This is a genomic window from Aurantiacibacter xanthus, assembly GCF_003584015.1.
In the GTDB taxonomy this organism is placed as follows: Bacteria; Pseudomonadota; Alphaproteobacteria; order Sphingomonadales; family Sphingomonadaceae; genus Alteraurantiacibacter; species Alteraurantiacibacter xanthus.
The window spans coordinates 21,580-42,235 of sequence record NZ_QXFM01000126.1 but is presented as its reverse complement, the minus strand read 5'-3'; the positions used below and the strand labels follow the sequence as shown (position 1 = coordinate 42,235).

The following is a 20,656-nucleotide window of genomic DNA, read 5'->3' as shown; positions in this document are numbered from 1 at the left end:
TTCCGGCACGGCTTCGAACAGATCGGCCACCAGCCCCAGGTCGGCGACCTGGAAGATCGGCGCATCGGGGTCCTTGTTGATCGCCACGATCACCTTGGAGTCCTTCATCCCCGCAAGGTGCTGGATCGCGCCCGAAATGCCCACGGCAACGTAAAGCTCCGGCGCGACGATCTTGCCGGTCTGGCCGACCTGATAGTCGTTGGGCACATAGCCCGCGTCCACCGCCGCGCGGCTCGCGCCGATGGCAGCGCCAAGCTTGTCGGCCAGCGGGGTGACGATCTCCTGGAAGGTCTCGCCGTCCTTCAGCGCACGGCCACCCGATACGATGGTCTTGGCGCTGGTCAGTTCGGGGCGGTCGCTCTTCACTGCTTCGAGGCCGACGAAGCTCGACAGGCCCGCATCGCCGGGGCCGCTCACCGACTCGACGCTGGCCGAGCCGCCCTCTGCGTCCGCCTTGTCGAAGGCGGTGGTGCGCACGGTGATCACCAGCTTGGCATCGCTCGATTCGACCGTCGCGATGGCGTTGCCGGCGTAGATCGGGCGGGTGAAGCTCTTCGGACCTTCGACCGAGAGAATGTCCGACACCTGCATCACGTCAAGCAGCGCAGCCACACGCGGGGCGACGTTCTTGCCGGTGGTGGTGGCAGGCGCGAGGAAGGCATCGTAGCCGTCCATCAGACCCGCCACGAGCGGGGCGACGTTCTCGGCCAGCATATCGGCATAGGCGGCGTCGCCAGCGTGGAGCACCTTCTCGACACCGGCAATCTTGGCGGCCTCGTCAGCCGCGCCTTGCGCACCGGCCACGAGCACATGCACCTGACCACCAAGCTGCGCGGCAGCGGTGACGGCAGACAGCGTGGCGGGCGCCACCGCGCCATCCGAAAGTTCAGCGAGTACGAGGGCAGTCATCAGGCAACTCCCAGGGATTTAAGCTTGGCAACCAGCGTATCGACATCGGGGACGATCTCGCCCGCCTGCCGCACGGGCGGTTCGCCCACGTGGGTGGTCTTGAGGCGCGGGGTGACGTCGACGCCAAAATCGTCGGGCGTCTTGGTGTCGAGCGGCTTCTTCTTCGCCTTCATGATGTTCGGCAGCGAGGCATAGCGCGGCTCGTTCAGGCGCAGGTCGGTGGTGACGATCGCCGGCAGGGCCAGTTTCACCGTCTCCAGACCGCCGTCGACCTCGCGGGTGACGCTGACATGATCGCCGTCGATGGCGACCTTCGAGGCGAAGGTGCCCTGCGGACGGCCCATCAGGGCGGCGAGCATCTGCCCGGTCTGGTTCGAATCGTCGTCAATCGCCTGCTTGCCGAGCATTACAATGCCCGGCTGTTCGGCCTCGGCAATCGCCTTGAGGATTTTGGCAACCGCCAGCGGTTCGACCTCGGCGTCGGTCTCGACGAGGATCGCGCGGTCGGCACCCATGGCGAGCGCGGTGCGCAGCGTTTCCTGCGCCTTGGCCGGGCCGATCGAGACGGCGATCACTTCTTCGGCAGCGCCCGCTTCCTTCAAACGGATCGCCTCTTCGACGGCGATCTCGTCAAACGGGTTCATGCTCATCTTGACGTTGGCGAGGTCTACCCCGGAGCCATCCGCCTTCACGCGCGGCTTCACGTTGTAGTCGATCACCCGCTTAACGGGCACGAGGATTTTCATGATGGGTCCAACTCCACTTCGAAGCTCAGATATGATCGCCATTGTCCGCGCGGATCGTGGCGGTCAGGAAATATTGCGCTGCTCCACAATCGACAGGCCGTGACCTTCGAGGGCCACCAGCGATTTGGGGGTATCGGTCAACAGCACCATTTGCTGCACGCCAAGGTCGCTCAGGATCTGGGCGCCGCCGCCATAGTCGCGCAACTCCTGTCCGCCCTTCAGGCTTTCGCCCGCGGGCACCAGCGTACGGCTGACATAGTCGGACACGAACCGGTTGATCAGGACGATGACGCCGCTGCCCTCTTCGGCAATGTGCCGCATCGAGGCTTCGAGCAGGCCCGTTCGGCTCGTATCCTCGGCAAAGACGTCGTGAAAGATCGACAGCAGATGCATCCGCACCAGCGTCGGCCGGTCGGGCCCGATCTCGCCCAGCACCATGGCGAGGGTTTCTTCGCCGTTGATCTTGTTGCGGTAGGCAATCGCTCGCCACTCGCCGCCAAAGCGGCTTTTGACCGGGCGTTCGCCGATGCGTTCGATCATCCGGTCGTTCATGCGCCGGTACGCGATCAGATCCCTGACCGAGCAGATCTTCAGATCATGCTCGGCCGCCAGTTCGCGCAGTTCCGGCAGCCGCGCGACATCGCCGGCCGCGTTCATGATCTTGCAGATCGCCGCCGACGGATTGAGCCCCGCAAGCCGTGCAATATCGACGGCAGCCTCGACCTGCCCCGCCCGCATGAGCACACCGCCCGGACTGGCGACGACCGGAAAGACGTGCCCCGGCGTGACGATGTCGTCCGTGCCCCTTGCCGCATCGATTGCCACCGAAATGGTGCGCGCCCTGTCCTCGGCGCTGATGCCGGTCGAAACGCCCTCGCGCGCCTCGATCGAGGTGGCATAGCTTTCGTCAGGGCGCGACCGGTTGCGTGCATGCATCAGGTCCAGCCCGAGGGCATCGACCCGGTCCTGCTGCAAGGCCAGACAGATGAGCCCGCGCCCATGCGCGGCCATGAAATTGACGGCAACCGGCGTTGCCATCTGCGCCGCAACCACGAGATCGCCCGTGCTGGCCGGATTATCGTCATCCACGAGAATGAAGATATGGCCCGCGCGGGCCTCGCCAAGAATATCCTCTACCGGAGTAATCGCCGTTCTCCCCAAGACGCGAGTTTGCGCAATGTCGGCTTGCGTTCTGCAAAACTCGATGTACAGTAATCCGACGTTTATTCGGATTTATGCACCAATGTCAAACAGCAAAATCGAACCGCCCTGCCCCGAAACTCACCGCGCCCAGTTCGTCACGCAGATGCGGCGTGTGCCGGGCCCGGTTGCGATCGTCTCATCGGCCGATGGGGAAGAGCGCACCGGCATGGCGGCGACCGCCTGGAACTCGCTCTGCGCCGATCCGCCGCTGATGCTCGTGTGCGTCAACCGCAATGCCAGCGTTCACGCGCTGATTGGGCGCACGCGCCGATTCTCGCTGAACCTGCTTGCCGCCGACGAGGCAGAGACCGTGGCGATCTTCTCCGCGCAGAGAGGGAAGGAAGGTCGCGACCGTTTCGAAGCGGGCAAATGGGCCGATTCACCGGGTGGCCAGCCCTTCCTGAACGGCGCAACCGCCTCGTTCGAATGCGAACTTCTCGATGGCCACGTCTACGAAACGCACGAGATTTTCATCGGCAAGGTCCGCCATATGGACATGGCCGAAACTGCCGATCCCATGCTCTATTTCGACGGCGCCTTTTGCCGCGCCACGCCGCTCGGCGGCTCGTGAAAGGCCACCAGCAGCGCAAGACGGCTTGCGATAATTTCCACCAGTTCTATTATATCCGAAATTTTATCGGAATTAGGAGAGGCAGCAGGTGATCGACAAACAGGTTAGGACAGTCGCCGAGGCACTGGAAGGGCTGCAGGATGGCGCGGCCATCATGATCAGCGGCTTCGGCGAGGCTGGCGTCCCCGCCGAACTGATCGACGGCGTCGTGGCGCAAGGGGCGAGCGACCTCACGATCATCAGCAACAATGCGGGCACCGGCGATGTCGGTATCGCTGCGCTCATCGGCGCAGGCCGGGTGCGCAAGGTCATCTGTTCCTATCCGCGCATGGTGGGCTCGCGCCATTTCGAGGAGCGCTATCGTGCTGGCGAGCTTGAGCTTGAACTGGTCCCGCAAGGCAACCTTGCCGCGCGCATTCAGGCGGCAGGCTCGGGCCTCGGGGCGATCTTCACGCCGACCGGCTACGGCACCAAGCTGGCCGAGGGCAAGGAAACCCGCGAAATCGACGGGCGCCACTACGTGCTCGAATATCCGATTCAGGCCGATGTCGCCCTCGTCAAGGCCTACAAGGCCGACCGCTGGGGCAACCTCGTCTACCGCAAGGCCGCGCGCAATTTCGGCCCGATCATGGCCATGGCCGGCAAGACCACCATCGTCCAGGTCGAGGAAATCGACCCGCTCGGCACGCTTGATCCCGAGACCGTGGTCACCCCCGGAATCTTCGTGGACCGCATCGTCCGGATTGCAGATGCAGGAAAGGCCGCAGCATGAGCGCCGCAGATACCATCCAGCGCCTCGACAAGCAGCAACTCGCCAGGCGGGTTGCGCGTGACATCCCCGAAGGCGCCTATGTCAACCTGGGGATCGGCTTGCCGACGCAGGTCGCCAACTATCTCGACTCCGCTGGCGACTATTTCCTGCACAGCGAAAACGGCATTCTCGGCATGGGACCCGCTCCCGATGAGGACCACATTGACTGGGACCTCATCAACGCCGGCAAGCAGCCCGTCACGCTGCTGAATGGCGGCTGCTTCTTCCATCACGGCGACAGCTTCTCGATGATGCGCGGCGGCCATATCGATATCTGCGTCATGGGCGCCTACCAGGTCTCCACTCGCGGAGACCTCGCCAACTGGCACACCGGCGATCCCGATGCGATCCCCGCCGTGGGCGGCGCCATGGACCTCGCCATCGGAGCCAAGCAGGTGTTCGTGATGATGAACCTGCTCACCAAGACCGGTGAGAGCAAGCTGGTCGAGCACTGCACCTATCCGCTGACCGGGCTTGGCTGCGTATCGCGGATCTACAGCGAGCTGGGCGTGATCGACCTCGGCCCGGACGGGGCGAAGGTCGTGGAAATGGTCGATAACCTGACGCTGGAGCGCTTGCGCGAGATGACCGGCGTCGACCTCACGATGGCCCAGTGATGTACGGCAAGGAAAGCACCGATGCGGTGCGGTTCGGCGCATTCTCGGTCGAGTTGCAGGACAATGGCGTTGCGCTCGTCACCTTCTCGCGACCGCCGGTCAACGCGCTTTCGCTGAAGACCTATGAGGACATTCGAGAGTTCGCCGAATTCGTTTCGGGTAACGACCGGGTTAAGGTCATCGTGCTGACCGCCCCCGACGACGCACGCGCGTGGTGCGGCGGCGCCGATCTTCGCGAATTCGAGGGCATGACAGCGGCCCGGCGCAAGGAACGCTACGAGTTCATCAACGAGTGCCTGCCGCAGTTCCACCGCATCGACCGGCCCATGATTGCCGCGATCCGCAGCGCTGCCATCGGTGTCGGCGTGATGCTGGCAGGCATGTGCGATCTGCGCGTGGCCAGCAACGATGCGCGGATTGCCTGCCCCGAGGTCGACTACGGCCTGATCGGCGGCAGCGCTGGGCTGCTCGCCAGCCTGCGGATGCCCGAGGCCAAGGTGCGCGAGATGGTCTACACCGGCCGCGCCTTCACCGCCAAGGAGCTCGAAAGCACGGGCTTCTTCAATTACGTGGTGCCGCGTTCGGCCGTCCTGCCACTGGCGCTGGATCTGGCCGACACCATTGCGGGCAAGTCGCTGCCTGCGCTCAAGGCGCGGAAGCTGGCCTCGCTGATGTTCGAGGGGCCCGAGTGGATGGACGCCTATCTCACGGCGCAGGAAGCATCTTCGGCGCTGGTCGAGAACCCCGAGAGCAACGCCGCGGTGCGCGCCGCCCTTGGCAAGGAACCGGAGGCGTGAGTGCAGACCGAGCGCTATCCGCCGACGAGCATCCCGGTCAGTCTTGCAGCGATGATGTCCCGCGCTTCGCGCATCATGCGTGAAATCAGCGCGTCACAGGTCGGAATGTCGTGGATCAGGCCCTGCGCCATGCTCGCCCAGTAAATACCTCTGTCGAGATCGCCGCTCTCCAGCAAGGCCTTGCCGCGCTGACCTGACACAAGATCGGCAACGTCCGCAAATCTGGGATCGTCGCCGCTGGTGCGCGCCAGCACCTCCTGCGAGACGGCATTGCGCCCAACGCGGGCGCTGTTCCTGAACGGACGCAGGATAAGATCCGTCTGGCGCTCGTCGTTGGCGACATAGGCGGCCTTGACCTTGTCATGAATCTCCGCCTCCTGCGTGGCGCAGAAGCGCGTGCCCATGTTCACCGCCTCGGCACCGAGTGCGAGCGCGGCGACCAGTCCGCGCGCATCGGCAATACCGCCGCTGGCGATCACCGGGATTTCCAGCGCATCAACTGCGGCCGGAATGAGGACAAGGCCGGGGATGTCATCCTCGCCCGGATGGCCTGCGCATTCGAAGCCGTCGATCGAGATCATGTCGACACCGTGCCGCTGCGACGAGAGAGCGTGCCGTACCGAGGTGCACTTGTGAATGATCCGGATGCCGCGCGCCTGAAGCATCGTCCAGACCTCGCGCACCTCGGGCGTGCCGGCGGTTTCGACAATGTCGATCCCCGCATCGGCGATGACATCGACAATCGCGCCGTAGTCAGGCGGGCGCATGGTCGGGAAGACCGATACGTTCACCGCGAACGGTGCCGAAGTCAGCGCGCGGCACCGGGCGATCTCGTCGGCGAGGGCGCGCGGTGTCGGGAAGGTGAGCGCCGTGAGCATGCCGAGCCCACCCGCCTGCGAAACGGCTGCGGCGAGGCGGGCGCGCCCGACATTCTGCATGCCCCCCTGAATGATCGGGTGGCGAATTCCGAGAAGCTCGGTGACGCGGGTCTTCAGCGGCCCAGCCATTCCGGCGCGCGCTTTTCGAGGAAGGCGGCGACGCCCTCTTTCTTGTCGGCGGTGCCGAACAGTGCCGCGAAGGCTTGCCGTTCCATCGTCAGATGAGCGCTCTGCTCCGTCTCGAAAGCGGCGCGCACCATCGCCTTGCCCTGCTGCATGGCCACGGGTGCGCGGGCAGCAATCTTTGCCGCAAGCGCAAGCGCGGTCTCCAGCGCCTTGCCGGCTTCCACGACCTCGCAGACCAGACCCGCCGCAAGCGCTTCCTGTGCGGTAATCGGCTCGCCCAGCAGCACCATCTTCATGGCGCGCGTGCGACCGACCAGACGCGGCAGCGTCGCAGTTCCGCCCGCGCCCGGAATGATGCCGAGATTGGTTTCGGGCTGGCCGAACTTGCCACCCTCGCCACTGACGGCAAGGTCGCAGCACATCACCAGTTCGTTGCCCGCACCCAGCGACCAACCCTCCACCGCCGCGATCAGCGGCTTGGGAAAGGCCCGGATCCGCGCCCACAGGCCGGGCCGCGGATCGGCCAGCGCTCCATCGGTGTCGCGCTGCGCCAGTTCGTTGATATCGGCGCCTGCGGCAAAGACCTTGTCCGAACCGGTGATGACGGCGGCGCGCACGTCAGGGTCGCTTGCCACCGCGTCCAGCGCATCGGCCACGGCGGCCAGCAGATCGGTTGCCAGAGCATTGAACTTCTCGGGCCGGTTGAGCCGCAGCAGCAGCACCTTGTCGTCGCGCTTCTCGCGCAGCAGGATGTCGGAATTGCTCACGGCGCGCTCCAATATTGTGACGGACTATACATCGGCTGCCCCGTTGCAGCGGCGATGTTCTGGAGGATCGAAACAAGGCTGTCGCGCCCGATCCGGTCGGCGAAGGAGAACGGGCCGAACGGGTAGTTCGCCCCATAACGCAGCGCGGAATCGATGCCCTGTTCGTCAGCGACCTGCTCGAACACCGCATCAGCAGCGGCATTGGCAATCTGCGCCAGCGTGCGGCACACGATCAATCCGGGCCGGTCAGCGACACGCACCGCCGCCCGGCCAAGGCCCGCCGCAACCGATTGCGCCACCTGCACCGCACTCTCGTCGGATACGCTGTAGCCATTCGGACCGTCGCTATCGGGGGCGATCAGGTCGAACAGCACGACCGGCTTGCCCGCCGCCCTTGCCTCGCTTGCGGCGGTCCTGCCGCGCGTCAGGCCGATGAGGACGCCGCCGCTTTCCAGCAAGGTTCCGGCTTTCAGGCCAAGCACCTGTTTAGCAAGATCACGGTCGGCATCGCTTGCCTCGGTCGGCCTGGCGATCTCCTCGCTGGCGCTCTGCCCATCGTCGTAGCTGTAGACGCCCCGTCCGCTCTTGCGCCCCAGCCACCCTGCATCGACCAGTGCGGCCTGCCGCAACTGGGGAACGAAGCGCGTCTGGCCGAAATAGGAATCGTAAACCGAGCGGGCGACCGAGAAATTCACATCCTGCCCGATCAGGTCCGTCAGTTCGAGCGGCCCCATGCGAAAACCGTTCGCGCGGAACAGGGCGTCGATCTCGTGCGGCTGCGCGGCTCCTTCATTGAGCGCGGTGAACGCCTCGCCATAAAACGGGCGCGCCACGCGGTTGACGATGAAGCCCGGCACGTCGGCCACCGGAATGGCAACCTTGCCCCAGCCCGTCGCTGTCGCGGCCACCCTGTTGGTGACTGCCGGATCGGTCGCCGGGCCGGAGATGACCTCGACCAGCTTCATGACGGTGGCCGGATTGAAAAAATGCATGCCACAAAACCGGCCCGAATTCCGCAAGGTGCGCGCCAGTCGGCCAATCGGCAGCGACGAGGTGTTGCTGGCGATGATCGCCCTATCGTCGAGCACCTCTTCGAGGCGGGCAAACAGGCTTGCCTTGATCCCGGCGTCCTCGATCACGGCCTCGATCACAAGCTCACGATCCGCCATGTCGGCCAGATCGGAGACCCATTGCAGACGCCCAAGCGCCTCGTCACCCTGCGCTCCGGTCAGCTTGCCCTTCTCGACCAGCCGCGCGATCGACTTGTCGATCCGCGCCTCGCTGCCCTTGAGCGCCTCTGCGCTAACGTCAAACACCTTCACATCGGCACCGTGCTGCGCGGCGATCTCGGCAATGCCCGATCCCATCGCTCCCGCGCCGCAGACGCCAATGCGTGTGGCTACCTGTGCTGTCATGCTGCTTCCACTATCTGAAGGATCGTCATGCCGAACTCGACAAGCTCGCCCGGTGCGGCATCCACCGCGACAACGCGTCCGCTGCGGGCGGCGGTGATATCCGTTTCCTCATCGAGGACCGAAATCCGTGCCAAGGCCTCCCCGGCGGCAACATTCGTGCCGGGCTGCGCCGCCCAGACGAGCGTCGCGACATGCGGGGCGGTGATGGCGCTCGCCTTGGCCGCTGCGGCAGGTGCCGGCACTTCGTCCAGCTCCGCACCAGCGAACATCGGGTTGGGCCCACCACCCTCGCGGGCAATGAACAGCTCGAAATCGTCGGTCGCGATGTGCAGTTCCAGCCAGTCGCTTTGCAGCATGGCATCCATGAACGCGCGCGCGTTGTCGATCGCTGCGGCGGCGGGGTCGCTCTTGCCGGTCATGCCGCATCCTTTCCGAATTGCGGCAGAACCACCTGTTCGAGCCAGCGGGTGTGAATGGTGTTGGCGACGAAGTCAGGATGCGTGGCGATCGCGCGCTGGAGCCCCAGTGTCGTCGGCACCCCCTCGATCACGAAGTCGTCAATCGCGCCGACCAGCCGGTCGATAGCCTCGGCCCGGTCCTTGCCATGGGCGATCAGCTTGCCGACCATGCTGTCGTAGAACGGCGGGATCATCGCGCCTTCGGCCATGTGGCTATCCAGCCTGATCCCCTCGCCTGTCGGGGCGTCCCACCGCGTGATGCGGCCCGGTGACGGCGCGAAGTCACGCGCGGCGTCCTCGGCGTTGATACGGCATTCGATGGCATGGCCGGACAGCACAACGTCGTCCTGCCCGACCGACAGGCCCGCACCGCCCGCGATGCGGATCTGTTCCTGCACGAGATCGAACGAGGAGATCATCTCGCTCACCGGATGCTCGACCTGAATGCGCGCGTTCACCTCGATGAAGTAGAATTCCTGCCGCTGCACGTCGAACAGGAACTCGGCGGTGCCTGCGTTGCGATAGTTGACGCTGGCCGCGAGATCGATGGCGGACTTGTGCAGCTTCGCGCGCAACTCGTCCGACATGGCCGCGCAGGGCGCTTCCTCGATCAGCTTCTGATAGCGCCGCTGCACCGAACAATCGCGCTCGCCGAAATGGAGCACCTTGCCCTGCCCATCGCCCATGAGCTGGACTTCGACGTGGCGCGCTTCGGGAACGAAGCGCTCCATGAACATGGTGCCATCCCCGAAGGCAGCCTCGGCTTCGGCGGAAGCGCGCTGGAAACCGGCTTCGGCCTCGTCGCCATTGTTGGCGATGACCATGCCGCGACCGCCGCCGCCCGCGGCCGCCTTCAGCAGCACCGGATAGCCGATGCGGTCGCCCTCACGGCGCGCATCGGCACCGCTGGCGATATTCTCGCTGCCCGGAACAAGCGGCACCCCTGCCGCCGATGCCATCGCTCTTGCCTGCAACTTGTCGCCCAGAGCCTCGATCACATCGGGCCGTGGGCCAACGAAGGCAATGCCATGGTCTTCGCACAGACGGGGCAGGATCGCCCGCTCCGACAGGAAGCCATAGCCGGGATGCAGGCCATCGCAGCCGCTCTCACGCGCCGCGTGGACGACAAGGCGGGGATCGAGATAGCTTTTGGCGGCGGAGGCGGGCCCAAGCACCACGGCCCGGTCCGCCATCTTCGCCGCGGCGCTTTCCCGGTCCGCGTCGGATACTGCGACAACGGTTTCTATGTTCAGGGCCTGCGCAGCCTTCACGACCCGCAGGGCGATCTCGCCTCGGTTGGCGACGAACAGACGTTTGATAGCCATCAGTCCGCTCGCACCGCGAACAACGCCTGCCCGGCCTCGACCATGGCGGTGTCTTCCACCAGCACCGCTTCAACCGTGCCGCTGACTTCGCTGCGCACCGTGGTAAACAGCTTCATCACCTCGATCAGGCACAGCTCTGCCCCCTGTTCGATCCGCTGGCCCACTTCCACATAGGGCGCGGCTCCGGGCTTCGGCGAGCGGTAGAAGGTGCCCAGGTTCGGCGCGGCAATGGCGACGGTTCCCTCGGGCAAGCCATCGGCAATCTGCTCCGCCGGTGGTGGGGCGGCAGGTGCCTGAGCCTGCGGCGCCTGCTGCGGCGGTGGCGATGCAGGTCGCCTGCTTGCGGCGGGCGCTGACGGCGCGTGATCGGTATGGGACAGGAGGAGTTCGAAATCTCCTCTGCGTATGTGCAACTCGCGCAGGCCGGAGCGATTGAACTCCTCGATCAGGTAGCGCAGGTTTTCGGGAAGAGCTGAATCCGCCATGTTTCCTCAAGATGCGGGCGGCCGGCCGAGCCGACCGCCCTCTGGGGACACTTAGTACTTGAAGTCGAATGAGATACCGTAGGTCGCGGGCCGACCGCGATACCGGATCAAGGTATCGAGGAAGGTCGAGACCGCAGTGACGTACGATTCATCGGTAACATTGCGCCCGAAGACCGACACGCGCCAACGATCGTTCTGGCTAGCGATGCCCGCACGCAGGTCGAGCGTGGTGTAGTCGTCGATCACGAAGTCGTCGGCCTGCAACACGCTGGTCTCGAACGTCGCGTTCTGCTTGCCGGTGTAGACCACCGTGCCGCCGATGAAGCCATCGATATCACCGCCCAGGCTGGCCCGGTACTGAATATCGGCATTGGCGCTGAACTCAGGCGTGTAGGGAAGCTTCGAGCCGCTGAAGTCGCCGGTGAACCCCGCCGCATTGTAGACGGCCAGACCATCAGGCGTCTGCGAATAGTTGCCGGTGACCTTGCTCTGCAGGTAGGTCGCGCTGGTCGAGAAGTTCAGCCCGTCCACCGGCTCCCCGGTGAACTCGCCTTCGAGCCCCCAGATATAGGAACTGGGGACATTGAGCAGCTTTTCGAGCAGGCCGAACACGGTATCCTGCACCCGGCCACGCACCTGCTTGTCGGAATAGTCGTAATAGAAGCCGGCGGCATTCAGCTGGTAACGGCCCTGACCGAGCGGTGCCTTGAACCCGGCTTCATAGGCGACCACCTTTTCCTGTGTTGCGGGCGTGTACTGGTTGGTCCGCGATGCACCGATGGCGGAATAGATGCCCGCCTTGTAGCCCTGGCTGACGGTCGCATAGATCAGCGTGCCGCCCGAGAACTGGTAATTGGCGCCGAGGCGGAACGAGACGTTGTCCTCATCGAAGCCGGTCAGGACCGGATCGATGGTCGAGGCCGCCGTGCCCAGCAGGATATCGCCCGAGGTCGGGAAACACTCGCCCGGGTTGATGGTGATCGGAACGCTGTTTAGCCCTGAACCGAACAGCGTCGCCGCCCCCTGCCCGGTGTCGATCGCGGGGTCGTTGTAGCAATAGGAGGCGTTCAGTTCGTTCCTGGTGTAGCGAATGCCGCCCTGCAACCTGAGGTCAGGCATCACTTCCCATTCCACATTGCCGAAGGCGCTGTACGACTTCTGCTTGGAGCTGAAGTTGTTGAGGGTGATCGAGATGAGATCCGCGTTGCCCGAATAGGCGCCGAGGTAGAAGAAATTGTTCTGCTCGGTTTCGATGTTGTCGTAGCTCGCGCCGACGATCCAGTTCACCTGATCGCTGTTGCCGGCAATGCGCAGCTCCTGGTTGAACGTCTTGACATAGCCATCGAGCGGAACGTCGACCACCCGCGCGGTGGTGCCATCGAGATCCTGATTGTAGTCGAGGTTTTTCTCCGCCAGCGCAGTGATCGAGGTCAGGGTGATCGTGTCGGACACATCGAAATCGCCGCGCAGGGCAAGCTGGTAATAGTTGTTGTCCGATTTGCTCAGCAGGCCGGGGGTCCATTCCCCGTCGCGCGCATTGTCGCTGATCGGCGTGCCCAGTGCCGCATTGGCTCCGGCAGCGACCTCAGGATCGCTGCTCGCCAAGCGCCCTTCGAAAACCGCACGACGCCCGAGGAAAGACGCATCGTAGCCGGGGCTCGTCGGATCGGTCAGCTGCTGATAGCGCGTGGCATCGACATAGCCATAGGGGTTGCCGGACGCATCCAGCTCAGCCTGCGAGCCGTAGATATTGAAGATCGTGCCCGCATATTGGGGGGCGAGCGGATCGGACTTGTCCAGCGCGCCTGTCGCCATGAAACGAAGGCGGACGGCGGGGGTTGGCTCGAAGTCGAGCGTCAGGCGACCTGCGAGCTTGCGCTCGGTCCCGTTCTCGTCGTTGGGCCGCGAAAGGCTGCGCTGCCATGCGCCGCCCGTCACGCCCTTGACGGCCAGACGCCCCTTCAGCGTATCGGACAGCGGACCGCTGACGAAGCCTTCCAGCTCGAACCGGTCGAACCGCTCGTAGGAGGCCGAGGCTCCGGCTTCGAAGGTGCTGGTCGGCTTGCCGATCACATAGTTGATCGCGCCGCCGGTCGAACTTTGGCCGAACAGCGTACCCTGCGGACCCTTCAGGACTTCAAGCCGCTCGATATCGAGATCGAGCCCGTCGGACATGGTCGGAACGTTGCGCGGAATTTCATCGCTGTAGATCGAGACCGAGGGGGCCGCGCCGAACGTCGCATCATAGAGGCCGATGCCGCGCAGTGTGTAGACCGGGGTCGAATAGAGCGACTGGGTGAAGGTGAACCCCGGAACGAGCTTGGCGAGATCGTCAGGGCCGGAGATGCCGCGATCGGCAAGCGTCTCGGCGCTGGCGGCCTGGATTGTCAGGCCGACGTCGTTGGCTGCCTGCTCCCGCTTGTTGGCGGTAACGATGATCGTACCGGGAGCGGAGCTGCGCTGCTGCGCATCTTCACGATCGGAACCGGAATTGTCCTGTGCATGCGCCGGAATGGCCAGAACGGCCAGTGCCGCGCATGTCGTCCAGAGATACTTCGAATCTCCCATTGCACTTCTCCCAATGTCCCCTTTTCTAAGCGGGGCTCGTTGAAATTGCCTTCAGCCTGCGATCATCGCTCCATCGATGACGTGCTCGGCTCCACTCACGAAACTTGCGTCATCCGAGGCCAGGAACAGGACGAGGCGCGATACCTCGTCGGGCCTGGCCAGACGCCCCAGCGGAATTGCCTCCTTCGCCCCGCCGCCTTCCTCGTCGGTTGCGGCGATCATCATCGGGGTGAGGATGTAGCCCGGATGGACCGAGTTCACCCGAATGCCGGCATGGCCCCACTGCGCCGCGATGAGCTTGCTCATCCCGCGCACGGCGAACTTGGTCGAGCAATAGGCCGCGTTCGATGATGCCCGCGTGCCGATCATTCCGGCAATCGACGAGATGTTGACGATCGAACCGCCGCCTGCATCGATCATGCCGGGCAGCACGGCCTTCATGCCCAGAAAGGTGCCAAGCTCGTTGACCCTGAACACCTCGGTGAACTCTTCGGCCGTGAAATCGAGGATCCCTTTGACCGGGCCGATGATTCCGGCGTTGTTGACGAGGACATTAACGACGCCGAACGTCTCGCTGGCGAGCTTCATCACCGCGTCCCAGCCGGCAGGATCGCCGACATCGTGCCGGATCGCGACCGCATCTGGGCCAAGGTCCTGTGCGATGGCATCGATGGCATCGCCATTGATGTCGGTGAGCACCACCTTTGCGCCCTCCGCCACGAACATGCGCGCATGAGCTTCGCCCATGCCCTGCCCGGCACCGGTGATGACCGCGATCTTTCCTGCCAGCCGACCCATGACTCAAGCCGCTCCGGCTTCCTGATCGACCCCGACATGCGGGATAACCTCGTTCGCCAGCAGGTTCATCGAATGCTCCCACGGTTCGGGGTTGTCGATGTAGTCGTGGCTGTAGATCAGCAGCGTACCGAAAGGTCCGCCCAGTTCGTCCACCCAGTGATTGAGCTTCTGGCGCACGGTTTCGACCGAGCCGACGATCCACACATGCTCGGCCAGATATTCCGCATCCACGTCCGCCGGATCGACATTGGGGTCATTCACCAGCCCGCCCAGCACGCCGAAGCGCTCGTAGGTCGGCTTGAGGTATTCGTTCCAGGCGAGGCCGATGCCGCCATTGATCGCGAGGTCGCGCGCCTCGGCATCGGTATCGGCGACGATCACATCGCGCACCACCCGGTGAGCCGACCGGTCGGACTGGCGGCCACCCTTGGACATCTCCTCGCGATAGGTCTGGAAATGGCTCTTGAGGAACTCGTTGCCCGCATAGACCGAGGCCGGGATGAAGCCGTTCCTTCCGGCAAAGCCGATCGAAGGCGACGGAGCCGAAAGCCCGGTCATGGCCATCTGGATATCATTGTTCCACGGACGAACGTCGCGCAGATGTTTCTTCCCGTCATTTTCGGGGAAACCGGCGTTCCAGTATTTGCCTTCGAAGTGGAAGGGCTCGGCCTTCCATACCCGCTCCATAATGTCGATAGCTTCGAGCATCATCTCGTGGTTCTGCTTCATGTCGGTGATACCGCGAAGCGCCGCGTCGGTCGGATAGGCGCCGGTCGCAACACCGAGCATATACCGGCCTTCGAGGATCTGGCTCAGCCAGGCGGTCTGCACGGCCAGCGTCGCCGGGTGGTGATAAGGCAGCAGGTGCGCCAGCGGGCCGAACTTGATCTGCTCGGTCTGCAGCGCGGCAGCGGCAATCACCAGCTCGGGGCTGGGAATGCCCTCCCAGTTGAGCGTACCGTGTTCGCCCACCCAATATTCGCTGAAGCCGATCCTGTCGGCATGGACAGCCTGCCGCAGCGCCCACTCGAAAACCTGCCGCGGGGTCCGCTCAGGCCTGACGAAGGGCGTTTGAAACATTCCGACTTTCATTGCGATCTCTCCACTCCGGTATGCTGTTTGGTCCGGTGTTCTGTTTGCCGGGGCCGACCGATCGGTCAGCCGTAATCCTTCCATTCGACGAGCAAGCCCTCGTCGTTGAAGCGCATGACGCTGCAGAATTTGAGACGGAAACTCTCGCCCGCAGCGCCGAAGCCGGGCAGGTCGACCTTCGTGGTGCCGACGTACCAGGATTCGAGCACCACCATGTCGCCATGTTCGGTGATCCGCTCTGCCGGCTCGAAGTGCCGTTCCGTCATATAGTCGGAAACGAAGGCTTCGAGGGTTGCGATCAGTTCGTCCCGCTTGTTCAGGGCGAACCCGCGATTGAAATGGGCAAAGTCCAGATCTTCGACGATGAGCGCACGCAGCCCCTCAAAGTCCTGCCTGTTGTAGGCGTCGATCAGCCTCTTCGCACACTCGGCAGGACCGGTCATCGTCCGGCCTCCGCCATCAGCGAGACACGCCCGGCAGGGACGATGCGAAAGCAGGGCTTGCAGCCTGAAATCATAAGCTCTCTCCACCAAGGGCTTTGCGCCCCTTTTCTGTGATGCTCGGTCTATCCAGCCAGGCTCGCAGCGTCAAATAAAATCGAAAAATATTCGGAAAAAGTCTTCCAAAGGCCGATTGAGTAGCGGAACACAGGGCCTCCCGTCCCGCCTTTTCCGGCCAACTCCGCAACGGAATATGCGCCGCAAATCGCAATCAAGGCCGCACAGTCGCTTGAAACTTGACGCGTCGACACAACAGTGCAAAATCGACGAAATTTCCGAAATTGGGGCAAAAATTGGCCAGCGAAGCGAGTATTGAACCCGTATCTTCCAAAACTGCGGAAGCTACTGACTGGGACCGACTGATCGAGGACGTGATCGTCCGCTCGACAAGAGAGTCCGAACGCAAGCAAGACCGCAGCCGACGGACCGAAAAGCAGATCCTCAACGCCGCCCTGCGCGTTTTCGGCCGCGATGGCATCTCGCGCGCACGCATCGCCGATATCGCCGCCGAAGCCGGCATCTCGACCTCGACGCTCTATGAGTATTACGCGAGCAAGGAAGACCTCGCCTACGAGATTCCGATGACGCACCTGTCGGAGTTCTTCGCCTCGTTCCGCGATGCGACCACTGCGGAGATGACGGCGCGCGAAAAGATGCTGGTCTATCTGACCATGTCGGCAGACTATGCGCGCGAGCACTCCGAGTGGGCGCGCCTGCTCTATCTGGAAATCTGGCCGAGCGTATTCGTTGGCGAAACGGGGCTGCAAGCCAATATCGACGACTTCACCCGGATCATCCGCCATCTGGTCGAGCAGGGCATGGAGGAAGGCTGGATCAGGCGCGACACCAACAAATACGAGACGGCCGCACTCATCGTCGGCAGCGTCAACCAGACCATCATCACCTGGCTGCTGTACCGCAAGCCGAAGAACCTGACCAAAGCCGGAGTCGAAATGGCCGAGCGCATTATCCGAATGCTGGAACTCGAAGCCGCTCAGACCTGAATCGGGGCGCCTACAGCCGGCCCAAAAAATGGAAAAATTTTCGGATTTCCTGCCGAGGTATGGATTTCCTCCCCAGCATCGCTAATCTCACCCAAAATTTTCCGATTTAGATTCGGTTTGGGAGAGTTGAGATGGGACGGCTTGAAGGTAAGGTCGCAATTATCACCGGCGCGGCTCAGGGCATGGGTGCAGAACATGCGCGCCGCTTTGTCGCCGAAGGTGCGAAGACGGTATTCACCGATATCAATGCCAATGCCGGTGCCGCGCTCGAAGCCGAACTTGGCGATAGAGCCATGTTCGTGCGCCATGATGTCGGTAGCGAGGCAGACTGGGCAGCCGTGATAAAGGCGACCCATGAGAGGTTCGGCCCGGCCAATGTGCTGATCAACAATGCCGGGATCCTCGGTCCGGGCGCGAAGACCGCCGATCTCTCGCTCAGCGATTACGAAAAGGTCTGCCAGATCAACCAGACCGCGATTTTCCTCGGGACCAAGCACGTGATCCCCTCGATGATCGAAGCGGGTGGCGGCTCCATCGTGAACATCTCGTCGATCTCCGGGATCGTGGCGATCTATGGCACCCCCAATGTCGCCTACGCGGCCAGCAAGTTCGCGGTTCGCGGCATCACCAAGCAAGTGGCCATCGAGTATGGCGAGCACAACATCCGCGCCAACTCGGTTCACCCCGGCTATATCCGCACCCCGATGATGACGGCGGCGCTTGATGACGAGCAGATCAAGGTCGCCAGCGGCTCGGTTCCGATCAAGCGGGTCGGCGAAGTCGAGGACGTGTCGAACCTTGCGGTGTTCCTCGCCTCCGACGAATCCGGCTTCATCACCGGCAGCGAATATATCATCGACGGCGGCCTTACCGCGCTGTGACCCCGGCAAGCTTGCCGGCGCAAACGCGCGGCGGGGAATGGCGGCGCAACTGGCCGCTGGTCATCCTCACCGCGCTGGCGCTGACCAGTTCTCCGGCCACGCTCCCGGTTTATTCGATCGGCGTCCTGACCGGACCGCTTGAAGCGGAATTCGGCTGGAGTCGGGCGACCATCCAGGCCGCAATCACCTTCAGCACCGGGCTCGGCTTCTTTGGCGGGCCACTCGGAGGCTGGCTGGTCGAGCGGTTCGGCGTGAGGCGATCGATCCTTGGCGGCATTGTCGGACTGGGCGGCACGGTTCTGGTCTGCGCCGCCATGACAGGCAGCGCCTGGCAGCTTTACCTGCTCTATGCGGCGATGGCCCTGCTCGGCGCGGGAGCGGGCGCGGTCAGTTGGACGTTCCTCATTGCCGACCGGTTCGTCAGGAGCCGCGGGCTGGCGCTTGGCGTGGCCTTATCGGGCACGGGCCTTGCCGCCTTCATCACCCCGCGCATTGCCGTTGCCGGGCTGGAATGGGGCGGATGGCAAGGAGCCTATATCTGGCTGGCCGGATTTTGCCTGCTGCTGATCCTCCCGCTGTGCCTGTTGGGCCTGCCACGCGGAACGGGTGGGCATCGTGCCGGGAGCCTGCCCGAGACAGAGCCGCCGCGAGCCGGACTTACCCTGGGCGCGGCCGTGCGCGGCCACCGCTTCTGGCTCATCGGCGTGGCGACGTTCTGCATCTATGTCGCTGTCGGCGGGCTGATCCCCAATCTGGTGCCGGCGCTCACCGATAGCGGCCTGTCGCAAGGCGAGGCCGTCTCGATCATGGGCTTTTTCGGTCTGGCGATCGTCGCCGGGCGGATTCTGGTCGGCTTTTTCGTCGACATCTTCTGGGCGCCGCTGGTGGCTTCGGCAGTGCTCATACCGGCGGCAATTGCCTGTTTCCTGATCCAGCAGCCGCTCGAATTCGTCGCCTATGCCATGGCCGCAATGGTCATCGGCATGGCCACGGGGATGGAGTTCGACATGCTCGGATTTCTGGCCGCGCGCTATCTCGGCCTTGCCCATTTCGCCCGCATCTACGGACGGCTCTACATCTTCGTCGCGCTGGGAGCGGGGCTTGCCCCTCCGGCCTTCGCCTTTGCCTATGACACTTTCGGCAACTATGGCTGGCCGCTCACCATTTCGGCTGGCCTGCTGTTGCTCGGCGCGGGGTGTTTCCTCGCGCTCGGCCGTTACCCCGCCGAGCGCGAGTTCGCCTTATCGGCGCAGTGAGATATCCATCCCGGCCGTCTTCACTTCGACCACCGGGCTCCTGGCGATTTCCATCAGCTTGCGCGCCTGTTCAAGCTCGGGCGAGGACAGCAGCGGATAGTCACGCCGAACCGGCCCTGCCGCGCGCATCTTGTCGATATCGGCCTGCGGAACCGTGGCCCGGTAGATCAGTTCGTCGAGATCCTCGGTCCCGTATTGCTTCTTGAGCTCGTCGAGATCGGGATCGGCGGGAGGATTGTCGAGCACCTCCCTGGCGCGCGGTGAGCTCATGATCCGGTCCATCACCTCGGGGTCGACCGGGGCCACCGTCTCGCCGTAGAAGCCGGCGGCGTACTGCACGACTTCGTCGGGCACCGTGCCGTAGCGCTTGCCGGTGACGATGTTGAGCACCGCCTGAATTCCCACCAGCTGGCTGAACGGAGTCGCCATGCCGGGATAGCCGAGATCGCGCCGGACAGCGGCCACCTCGTCCAGCACGTCGGACAGGCGGTCGGTCATGTTGTGCTGTGCAAGCTGCGCCTTGAACGTGCCCATCATCCCGCCCGGAATCTGGTGCTGTTCCGAAAAAGCGTCGTATTCGGCATACTGGTCGATGAGGAACCCGGCCGACTGGCCGACCGCGCGGAAATGATCGGCGACGGGCTGGAACAGGCTCTTGTCGAGCGAGTGAGTGTGCCCTTTCAGCTCCATATTGCGCGCGGTAATCTCGGTCGAGGGCACCGAAGGACCGTTCGCCATCGGCTTGCTGGCCGTGTGCAGCACGCTGACCCCCAGATCCACCGCATCGCAGTAGGCCTTGCCCGAAAGGCCGAGCAGGTTGTTGGCGTGGAACTCGATCGGCTTGCCGTTGGCCTGCGCCACCAGCTTGGGTAGCAAGCCTTCGAGCCGCTCCTTCTCCAGCACACCGGCGGTGTCGTAAAGCAGGATGGAATCGATGTCCGGGCTCGCGGCCAGCTGGCGCACCTTGTCGGCGAAGTAGTCGTTCGTATGCACGGGCGAGAGCGCGAACATGATCGCGCCCGCCACCTTGGCATCGGCTTCCTTGGCGACCTTGGCGAGCCGCAGCATGTTGTCCATGCCGAAGAGGACATCGTAGATCCAGAACGAGCGGATGCCATGCGCGCACAGACGGCGCACCCACAGGTCCATCAGCGCACGCGGGCTGACGCTGAAGGTGACATTGGCATTGGCGCGCAACCCTGCGCGCAAAGGCGTCTCGGGCATGGCTTCGACCAGCAGGTCCAGCCCTTCCCAGTAGTTTTCCTGACAGTAGCGGGTCAGCACGTCGAGCATGCCGCCGCCCGTCAGGTCTATCGTCGAAAAGCCCGTCTTATCGAGCAGCGGCGCGACCGGCAGCGCCATGCCGGCACGCATGCGCAAGCCCCAGAGGCTTTGCTGACCATCCCGCATGGTCTCGTCCAGAAATTCAACATGAGCCATTGTCAGTTC

21 protein-coding genes are annotated in these 20,656 nt (G+C 63.8%); 7 read left to right on the top strand and 14 right to left on the bottom strand.

All coding sequences use genetic code 11. The features are described 5' to 3' along the window. The 3 genes from D2V17_RS16400 to ribB all read right to left on the bottom strand — a co-directional run. A partial coding sequence (locus tag D2V17_RS16400; protein WP_147367449.1) for an electron transfer flavoprotein subunit alpha/FixB family protein occupies positions 1–909 on the bottom strand: 909 nt, incomplete at its 3' end. Beyond that, positions 909–1,655, bottom strand: a complete 747-nt coding sequence (locus D2V17_RS16395) for an electron transfer flavoprotein subunit beta/FixA family protein (RefSeq protein ID WP_119594008.1) — start codon at positions 1,653–1,655, stop codon at positions 909–911. The genes D2V17_RS16400 and D2V17_RS16395, both read right to left, overlap by 1 nt. A 63-nt stretch (positions 1,656–1,718) precedes the next feature. Then, on the bottom strand, positions 1,719–2,816 hold the full coding sequence (gene ribB / locus D2V17_RS16390) for a 3,4-dihydroxy-2-butanone-4-phosphate synthase (protein ID WP_245978772.1): 1,098 nt from the start codon (positions 2,814–2,816) through the stop codon (positions 1,719–1,721). An 82-nt stretch (positions 2,817–2,898) separates the two neighbouring features. On the opposite strand from ribB, the gene D2V17_RS16385 reads away from it, so the two are divergent. From D2V17_RS16385 to D2V17_RS16370, 4 genes are all read left to right on the top strand, one after another. Then, positions 2,899–3,429, top strand: coding sequence for a flavin reductase family protein (locus D2V17_RS16385; RefSeq protein WP_119594004.1), 531 nt, complete (start codon positions 2,899–2,901; stop codon positions 3,427–3,429). A gap of 88 nt (positions 3,430–3,517) precedes the next feature. Further along, a complete protein-coding gene (locus D2V17_RS16380) occupies positions 3,518–4,201 on the top strand; it encodes a 3-oxoacid CoA-transferase subunit A (protein WP_119594002.1) in 684 nt (227 codons plus the stop codon). Further along, positions 4,198–4,857 (top strand): 3-oxoacid CoA-transferase subunit B, encoded by a 660-nt coding sequence (locus D2V17_RS16375; RefSeq protein ID WP_220474145.1) that lies wholly within the window; start codon positions 4,198–4,200, stop codon positions 4,855–4,857. The genes D2V17_RS16380 and D2V17_RS16375 overlap by 4 nt, the downstream gene beginning before the upstream one ends. Next, a complete protein-coding gene (locus tag D2V17_RS16370) occupies positions 4,857–5,654 on the top strand; it encodes an enoyl-CoA hydratase/isomerase family protein (RefSeq protein WP_119594000.1) in 798 nt (265 codons plus the stop codon). The genes D2V17_RS16375 and D2V17_RS16370 overlap by 1 nt, the downstream gene beginning before the upstream one ends. A 14-nt stretch (positions 5,655–5,668) precedes the next feature. Here D2V17_RS16370 and D2V17_RS16365 read toward each other — a convergent pair whose 3' ends face one another. From D2V17_RS16365 to D2V17_RS16320, 10 genes are all read right to left on the bottom strand, one after another. Then, positions 5,669–6,661 carry an NAD(P)H-dependent flavin oxidoreductase gene (locus tag D2V17_RS16365; RefSeq protein WP_119593998.1) on the bottom strand — a complete coding sequence of 331 codons (993 nt, stop codon included), beginning with the start codon at positions 6,659–6,661 and terminating at the stop codon, positions 5,669–5,671. Further along, on the bottom strand, positions 6,646–7,425 hold the full coding sequence (locus tag D2V17_RS16360; protein ID WP_119594012.1) for an enoyl-CoA hydratase-related protein: 780 nt from the start codon (positions 7,423–7,425) through the stop codon (positions 6,646–6,648). Before D2V17_RS16360 ends, D2V17_RS16365 begins: the two co-directional genes overlap by 16 nt. Next, on the bottom strand, positions 7,422–8,840 hold the full coding sequence (locus D2V17_RS16355; protein WP_119593996.1) for a 3-hydroxyacyl-CoA dehydrogenase NAD-binding domain-containing protein: 1,419 nt from the start codon (positions 8,838–8,840) through the stop codon (positions 7,422–7,424). Before D2V17_RS16355 ends, D2V17_RS16360 begins: the two co-directional genes overlap by 4 nt. After that, positions 8,837–9,259, bottom strand: a complete 423-nt coding sequence (locus tag D2V17_RS16350) for a biotin/lipoyl-containing protein (RefSeq protein ID WP_119593995.1) — start codon at positions 9,257–9,259, stop codon at positions 8,837–8,839. Before D2V17_RS16350 ends, D2V17_RS16355 begins: the two co-directional genes overlap by 4 nt. Further along, the gene (locus D2V17_RS16345) at positions 9,256–10,623 is read right to left on the bottom strand and encodes an acetyl-CoA carboxylase biotin carboxylase subunit (RefSeq protein WP_119593993.1); all 1,368 of its coding nucleotides are present in this window, start codon (positions 10,621–10,623) and stop codon (positions 9,256–9,258) included. Before D2V17_RS16345 ends, D2V17_RS16350 begins: the two co-directional genes overlap by 4 nt. Then, a complete protein-coding gene (accB, locus tag D2V17_RS16340) occupies positions 10,623–11,108 on the bottom strand; it encodes an acetyl-CoA carboxylase biotin carboxyl carrier protein (protein WP_119593991.1) in 486 nt (161 codons plus the stop codon). Before accB ends, D2V17_RS16345 begins: the two co-directional genes overlap by 1 nt. A gap of 51 nt (positions 11,109–11,159) precedes the next feature. After that, entirely contained in the window at positions 11,160–13,676 is a 2,517-nt protein-coding gene (locus tag D2V17_RS16335) for a TonB-dependent receptor (protein ID WP_119593989.1), read from the bottom strand. Positions 13,677–13,727: 51 nt separating this feature from the next. Further along, complete coding sequence (locus D2V17_RS16330) at positions 13,728–14,474, bottom strand: SDR family NAD(P)-dependent oxidoreductase (RefSeq protein WP_119593987.1); 747 nt, start codon at positions 14,472–14,474, stop codon at positions 13,728–13,730. A 3-nt stretch (positions 14,475–14,477) separates the two neighbouring features. Beyond that, positions 14,478–15,554: an LLM class flavin-dependent oxidoreductase gene (locus tag D2V17_RS16325; protein WP_245978771.1), complete on the bottom strand. Its 1,077-nt coding sequence runs from the start codon at positions 15,552–15,554 to the stop codon at positions 14,478–14,480. A gap of 77 nt (positions 15,555–15,631) precedes the next feature. Continuing rightward, the gene (locus D2V17_RS16320) at positions 15,632–16,009 is read right to left on the bottom strand and encodes a nuclear transport factor 2 family protein (RefSeq protein WP_119593983.1); all 378 of its coding nucleotides are present in this window, start codon (positions 16,007–16,009) and stop codon (positions 15,632–15,634) included. Between the two features lie 350 nt (positions 16,010–16,359). Here D2V17_RS16320 and D2V17_RS16315 point away from each other — a divergent pair, with 350 nt between their 5' ends. The 3 genes from D2V17_RS16315 (at position 16,360) to D2V17_RS16305 (ending at position 19,207) form a co-directional block, all read left to right on the top strand. Next, positions 16,360–17,070, top strand: a complete 711-nt coding sequence (locus D2V17_RS16315; protein WP_119593981.1) for a TetR/AcrR family transcriptional regulator — start codon at positions 16,360–16,362, stop codon at positions 17,068–17,070. Positions 17,071–17,201: 131 nt separating this feature from the next. Next, positions 17,202–17,951 carry a glucose 1-dehydrogenase gene (locus tag D2V17_RS16310; RefSeq protein WP_119593979.1) on the top strand — a complete coding sequence of 250 codons (750 nt, stop codon included), beginning with the start codon at positions 17,202–17,204 and terminating at the stop codon, positions 17,949–17,951. An 11-nt stretch (positions 17,952–17,962) separates the two neighbouring features. Further along, positions 17,963–19,207 carry an MFS transporter gene (locus D2V17_RS16305; RefSeq protein WP_191229245.1) on the top strand — a complete coding sequence of 415 codons (1,245 nt, stop codon included), beginning with the start codon at positions 17,963–17,965 and terminating at the stop codon, positions 19,205–19,207. Here D2V17_RS16305 and D2V17_RS16300 read toward each other — a convergent pair. After that, the gene (locus D2V17_RS16300; protein ID WP_119593975.1) at positions 19,193–20,647 is read right to left on the bottom strand and encodes a pyruvate carboxylase; all 1,455 of its coding nucleotides are present in this window, start codon (positions 20,645–20,647) and stop codon (positions 19,193–19,195) included. The genes D2V17_RS16305 and D2V17_RS16300 overlap by 15 nt on opposite strands. Positions 20,648–20,656: the final 9 nt, after the last annotated feature.